At 72.1% G+C, this 5,602-nt stretch carries 4 protein-coding genes; 2 read left to right on the top strand and 2 right to left on the bottom strand.

Annotated elements, in window-relative coordinates; genetic code table 11:
- Both ACLEQD_RS35555 and ACLEQD_RS35550 read right to left on the bottom strand, forming a co-directional pair.
- The coding region (locus ACLEQD_RS35555) for an ABC transporter ATP-binding protein (RefSeq protein WP_410390246.1) at window positions 1–699 on the bottom strand (699 nt) is incomplete at its 3' end.
- Window positions 696–3,008 carry an ArnT family glycosyltransferase gene (locus ACLEQD_RS35550; RefSeq protein ID WP_410390244.1) on the bottom strand — a complete coding sequence of 771 codons (2,313 nt, stop codon included), beginning with the start codon at window positions 3,006–3,008 and terminating at the stop codon, window positions 696–698. The genes ACLEQD_RS35550 and ACLEQD_RS35555, both read right to left, overlap by 4 nt.
- Before the next feature lie 352 nt (window positions 3,009–3,360).
- Between ACLEQD_RS35550 and ACLEQD_RS35545 the strand changes: the two genes are divergently transcribed.
- Together ACLEQD_RS35545 and ACLEQD_RS35540 are read left to right on the top strand one after the other, a co-directional pair.
- Window positions 3,361–4,599: a hypothetical protein gene (locus tag ACLEQD_RS35545; RefSeq protein WP_410390242.1), complete on the top strand. Its 1,239-nt coding sequence runs from the start codon at window positions 3,361–3,363 to the stop codon at window positions 4,597–4,599.
- A 7-nt stretch (window positions 4,600–4,606) separates the two neighbouring features.
- Window positions 4,607–5,464 carry a hypothetical protein gene (locus tag ACLEQD_RS35540; RefSeq protein ID WP_410390240.1) on the top strand — a complete coding sequence of 286 codons (858 nt, stop codon included), beginning with the start codon at window positions 4,607–4,609 and terminating at the stop codon, window positions 5,462–5,464.
- The last annotated feature ends 138 nt before the right edge of the window (window positions 5,465–5,602 follow it).

The following is a 5,602-nucleotide window of genomic DNA, read 5'->3' as shown; positions in this document are numbered from 1 at the left end:
CTCGCGCACCGGGCCCAGCGCCAGCAGGCGGCGGCGCACGACGGCCACGCGCTCGCACAGCCGCTCCACCTCCGCCAGGTTGTGCGAGCACAGGACGATGGTGCGCCCCTCGGAGGCCAGCTCCGCCACCGCGTCGCGCACGGTGCGCGCGGACTCGGGGTCCAGGCCGCTGGTGGGCTCGTCCAGGAAGATGACGCGCGGGTCGTGCACCAGCGTGCGCACGATGGCCAGCTTCTGGCGCATGCCCTTGCTGAAGCCGCCGCACGGGTCGTCCTCGCGGCCGCCCAGCCCGAAGCGGTCGAGGTAGTGCTTCGCGCGGGGCCACGCGACGGACTCGTCCATTTCGTGCAGCTTCATGAAGAAGCGCAGGTTCTCCCGCGCGGTGAGCCGGTCGTAGAGCCCGGGCTGTTCGGTGAGCAGGCCCACCACCTTGCGCAGCGCTTCACCGTCGCGCGTGACGGAGTGGCCCCACACCTCCGCGTCGCCGCCGGAGGGCTGGAGCAGCCCCGTCAGCATGCGCACCGTCGTCGTCTTGCCCGCGCCGTTGGGGCCCAGCAGGCCGAACACCTCACCGGGCCGCACGTCGAAGGTGAGGTCCTCCACGGCGGTGCGCTCGCCAAAGCGCTTCGCCAGCCCGCGCACGCGCAGGCCTCCCTCCCCGGGGGACTCCACGCGAGCGGCGGGCAGGGGGCGGCTCACTCGATGGTCACCAGCACGAACTTGTTGTTGATGTCCCGGTCGACGAGGGTGACGGTCTTGTCGGAGCCCACCGCGCTCCGGAGCAGGTTCACGCGGTTGTGCTCCACCAGCGCCCACTCGCGGCCGGGCCGCGCCGCGTACTGGCGCATGCGCGTGTTGGCGTCACCCGCGCGGAACTGCTCCACCGTGTTGCGCGAGTAGAACGTCTCCCCGCGCCAGTTCATCATGTACGCGGCGATGGGCTCCCCCGCCTGGCGCTGGTTGTAGTAGCGCCAGAACAGGTCGCGCTGCGTCCAGTGGTGGGACAGGTCCACCCAGTGGCCCCAGTTGAACCAGAGCGCGAACGCCGCGGCCAGGCCCCAGAACGTGCTGAACAAGAGCACGCGCGAGCGCTGCAGCGCGGCCACCACCGCCAGCACGCCGGCCACGCCGAACGCGAAGCCCATGCCCACCTTCACGTTGATGGTGCCGGACAGGGCCTTGAACAGCGCGTCCGACGCGGGCGGGCCCCGGAAGCCGCGCACCGCCAGCGCCACGCCCACCAGCGCCAGGCCGAAGCCCACCACCTGGAGCACCGTGCGCCCCGGCGCCTCCTCCGGCCGCGACGACTGCCAGCCAAGGAAGCCCGCGAGCGCCAGCAGCGCCACACCCCACAGCCCCATGGCGGACACCTGCCCCTGCGTGGCCACCGCGGCCAGCGTGGCCCCGCCGGTGAGCAGCAGCCCCAGCGCGACGGCGCGCCCGGCGGCCGGGCGCTCCTGCTTCACCTTGGGGGAGAACACGTCGAAGGCCAGGTACACGCCGAAGGCCAGCAGCACCAGCGTCACCAGGTCCCCCATCCACAGCGGGCGCGAGGAGAAGAACGCGATGGGCCTGTTGACCAGGTCCTGCGGATAGGGCCGGTCGTAGTTGTAGACGAACAGGTCCGTGAAGTCCTTGGGGTTCTCCGCCAGGTCCTTGCCCACGAGGATGAAGAGCACCAGGCCGAAGATGAGGCTCACGGCGTGCTCGGAGAGGCCGTCCCTCCACAGCCGGTCCACGAACAGCGCGATGAGGATGGCCAGGCCCGGCAGGATGGGGAACACGTAGTGGTGGAACTTCGTGGCGCTGGAGGCCAGCAGGTAGAACGCGAACGCCACCCACAGCACGGCGATGAGCGCCAGGTGGTCCGCCTTGTCCCGCGAGCGCAGCTTGAGGCGCGACACGACCGCGAACGCGCCGGGCACGAGCGCCACCCACGGGAAGATGGCGAAGCCGCCCTGCTCGATGAAGTAGGTGAACGACCCGCCCGGCGTGGTGGTGTGCACGCCCGCGGTGAGGCGGTTGAGGTGGTCGTGGATGAAGAAGCGGTACCAGAACAGCTTGCCCTCGTCGTCCACGCCGTCGAAGAGGCACAGCGTCAGGTACCAGGGCACCGCCACCGCGAAGAACACGAGGATGCCCGTGCCCAGCTTCATCCGGTACATCTGCGCCCACAGCACCGGCATGGCCCGCGTGCCCGCGCGCACCTGGGCGCGGTCCTCGCCGTTGAAGAGCCAGCGCAGGTGCGCCTCCAGGCTCTCGCGGCTCCACGGGATGACGGCGGCGGCCGCGTACAGCACCAGGATGACCGCGGGCAGGCCCACGCCCAACAGGCCCTTGGCCAGCGTGGCCAGGCCCGCGAAGACGTAGAACGCGTACCACCAGCCGGCGCGGTGCTTCGTGGTGTCATCCAACTGCCCGATGAGCGCGCACGCCATGGCGCACACGAAGGTGGTGACGAAGGGCGTGTCGGTGACGGTCTGCCGGGTGAGCAGGAAGTACAGCGGCATGGTGGCCAGCACGAAGCCCGTGGCCAGGCCCGCGCGCATGCTCACCACCCGCGCCACCGCCAGCGACAAGAGCGCCACGGCGGTGATGCTCAGCAGGGCGAAGGGCATCCGCATGCCCCACTCCGTGTAGAGGCCCATGGCGCCGTCGCCCCGGAGCGCGCCGACGAGGTTCATCCCCAGCGCCTGCATCCACATGGTGAGCGGCGGCTTGGAGAAGAACCACGCGTTCTCCCAGAAGGGAAAGACGTAGTCGCTGCGCTGGATCATCTGCCGGCCCACTTCGCCGTAGTGAGTCTCCCAGGGGTCCCACAGTCCCACGGCGCCCAGGTAGGGCACGAAGAGCAGCGCCGCGAAGCCCGCGGTCGCCAGGACCACGCGCGTGCTGAAGGACAGGGCCAGCCACCTCTTCGCCCAGCTCGTCGTCAGGGTGTCCTCACCCAGGATGGCCTGGGTGAAGGTGGATTCCCCCTGCGAGTTCTTTTCGCCGTCGCTTGCCACGCGCGCGTGCTCCTTCGTCGTCCGGGACGGGCCCACCGTGCACGGCACGGGGCCGGGGCGCTTATATCCCCACCACCCCCGCCGGTCGACCGACCTGGAAGGGGGTGCGTCGTTCTCGCGCCAGCGCGCGCGCCTCCGCGTGCACAGGTGCTGTGCAGGCGCCTGCACAGCCGCACGGGCAAGTCCGCGGAAGCCCGTCCTCCAGCCAGGGGCACGGGCCTTGTATGGGCACCGCCTCACGAAGCCTGACCGCGTGGCCGGTGCGCGGAAGGCCGCTCATGAGGAGCAGTGATGCTGGTTTCAGCGGTGACCTGGGGTGTGCCCTCCTGCTCGGGCAGGTGGAGCGCCGGAGGTGGCGGAGCCCGAGGCTCCGGCCGAAGCGCCGGTGGACGCAACGCAGGCCCCGACGCCGGAGCCTCCCGCGACGCCGGAGCCGTGGGACTTCCAGATGGCTGTTCCGGACGCGTCGTCTCCCCAGCAACCCTTTGACGGGCAGGCGCGGTGCCTCACCCTGCCGCCCACGCCCGCCGTGCCTTCCGGGCAGTGGCGCGCCCGCTGCGACGAGGCGAAGAAGGAGTGCCTGGTGTCGCCCGCGAATGAGCTGGACGCGGAGGGCCACGAGAATGATCAACCCCTGCAGCGGGTGGACGGGTGCGTGTCCCACTTGATGCCCGCGCAGAAGGCGCGCGAGTACCGCCTGGTGCCCGCCATCGCGGAGGCGCCGCCGGGCTGGTACCGCGACGAGCGCGGACGGGTGCTCCAGTACAACTTCGACCTGCACCGGCGCGTCTACCTGGGCGGAGCGTGGGCGCCGCGCTGGCTGCGCGGGACGGACGGCGTGGACGAGCGCGTGCGGGTGGACTTCGGCGTGGACCTGGAGTGGCCCGGCGATTCGGACCGGCTGCACCGGATGACGCTGCTGGACACGGAGCTGTACCTGGGTGACGCGGCGTCCTACGAGGCCACGCTCCTGCGCTACGACTTCCGCAGCCAGCACGACGCGCCCCTCTTCCGGGTGACGACCTTCCACGGCCGCCCCCGGCGCTTCGACGTCTACGCCAACCTGGGCTTCTGGATGGAGGTGCTCCACGGGGAGCAGGTGCGCCGCGAGGACGCGCACGCGGACTTCCTCTCCCTGGCCGCGACCGACCTGACGCTGGACCTGTGGCATTCGAGCGACCTCGTATCCTACGTGCGCGTGCGGGCAGGGCCCGCCGTGGAGCGCGACCGGACGAACGGCTTCTTCACGCTCGTCCCCGCGGCGGCGCTGGAGGGGGACCTCACGCTGGACCGGGACGGCTTCCACCACGTGCGCTTCGGCGCGGAGGCCCAGAAGGTGCTGCTCGCGCAAGCCGTGGACGGCCGGCCCCTGCGTCCGGAGCGGCTGCGGCTGCGCGCGGGCTACGAGGTCATCCTGCTGGCCATCAACGACCAGCCCGTGAGCCTGACGCTGGACGGGCGCGGGACCTGGCGCGACGACGTGGCGAACGCGCCGGCGAGCTGGGAGTGGTCCGCGCAGGCGGGCCTGCGCTTCTCGCTGTGGGCCCCGGCGAGAAGGTCCGCGCCGACGTCGTCCCCCGGGAAGGGCTAGGCCCGGCATGGTGGCGCTCGCGCTGGCATTGCTCCTGGGCACCGTGCCCGGCCTGTCCTGTGAAGGCCGGACGGCGGGCGGGGAGACGTTCCCCACCTGCTTCGACCCCGGCACCGGCTGGGTGCTGGGCGCCGCGCTGCGCGTGCAGGACGACACGCAGGCCCTCGCCGTGCGCACGGGGTTCCTGGTGCGCGCGGACCGTTCGAGCGGCAGCAAGGCGGACTCGCTGTGGTTCGACTCGCACCGGCTGCTCATGACGGAGGCCTGGGGCGGCGAGCGGCCTGGGCTGACCTTCACCGCCTACGAGGCCCTGCTGCGCAGGCACGTGGAGGAAGGCGCCATCCTCGTCTCCATCGGGCGGCCCCGGCGCATCCCCTTCCCGTTCGACGTGGCGCTCGCCGCGCGCGCGGCGCACCTGGAGCGGCGCACCTGGGAGGGGGCGGGCTGGACGCTGGAGACGGGCCGCGTGGGGCTGCTGTTGGATCCGCTTCGCACGAACACCGAATGGGGCTGGCTGGCCGTGGGCCCCGCCGCGAGCCATGCCCTGCGCCATGCGCCGGACGGGACCCGGAACGAGGTGTCTCCCTTCACGTCCCTGCTGCTCGACGCGGGCTGGGAGACGCGGGATGGGCGGTGGGCGTTGCGCGCGACGGGGCTCGCGGGCTGGAGCTTCGAATTCGATGGGGGCGCGCACTTCCGGGCACGCGGCGAGGTCGCGCTGGAGCACGTGCTCCTCGCGGTCAACGACGCGCCGGTGTTCGTGCGGCTCACCGCCACGGGCGTGAAGAACGACGCCGGGCTCTTCCGGCGCGACGAAGGACTGCTGGGCGTGGGGCTCGCGGTGCGCCCGTTCGGCCAGCGCTGAAGCGGCGCGCCCTCGCGCGGCTCCAGCCCTGCCCCTGGCGTCATCCCCCGTCCGGCGATGGCCCCGACGGCTCGAGCGCGGCCTTCAAGGCGCCCTCGGCCGCGCGCAGCCGAGCATCCCGTGGATCCACGCGGCGGG

Origin of the sequence: Corallococcus sp. 4LFB (assembly GCF_046520365.1) — a bacterium.
Classification (GTDB): Bacteria; Myxococcota; Myxococcia; order Myxococcales; family Myxococcaceae; genus Corallococcus; species Corallococcus caeni.
This window is presented reverse-complemented; position numbering and strand designations above follow the sequence as displayed.

Excerpts from the sequence above, each read along its gene's own strand:
- ACLEQD_RS35540 (WP_410390240.1), top strand. The coding sequence starts at position 4,607 with ATGGTGGCGCTCGCGCTGGCATTGCTCCTGGGCACCGTGCCCGGCCTG.